Here is a 430-nt window from a genome sequence, read left to right as displayed (position 1 = left end):
AACCTCAAGGCCGAGAACATCCGACTGGCGACAGTCAACGAGCGCGCCGAGGCGCGCATCGCCAATCTTCATGCGATCATCAAGCAGCTGGAGCGCGCCCGCTTTGGCCGCAGCTCCGAGAAGCTCGATGCCGACCAGCAGGCCTTCGCCTTCGACGAAATCCAGACCGGGCTCGGCGCGATCGAGGCCGAGCTCGAGGCGGCGAAGCCGACAAGCCAACAGCGTCGCCAGGCACGGCCGCGCAAGGCGTTCCCAGCGCATCTGGAGCGCGTCGAGATCGTCATCGAGCCTGAGACTGTCGCCTGCGCCTGTGGCGGCTGCCAGCCGGTCAGGATCGGCGAAGACATCTCCGAGCGGCTCGACGTGATGCCGGCGAAGTTCCGCGTGATCGTCACCCGCCGCCCCAAATATGGCTGCGCGCAGTGCAAGG

At 66.7% G+C, this 430-nt stretch carries 1 protein-coding gene; it reads left to right on the top strand.

The annotated features are described in order from the left end of the window. Nucleotides 1-430, top strand: a 430-nt coding sequence (locus EOA33_RS38450) for an IS66 family transposase zinc-finger binding domain-containing protein (RefSeq protein WP_190234560.1), incomplete at both ends; no start/stop codon positions are given.

It is taken from the genome of Mesorhizobium sp. M4A.F.Ca.ET.050.02.1.1, assembly GCF_003997725.1.
GTDB lineage: Bacteria > Pseudomonadota > Alphaproteobacteria > Rhizobiales > Rhizobiaceae > Mesorhizobium.
This window is presented reverse-complemented; position numbering and strand designations above follow the sequence as displayed.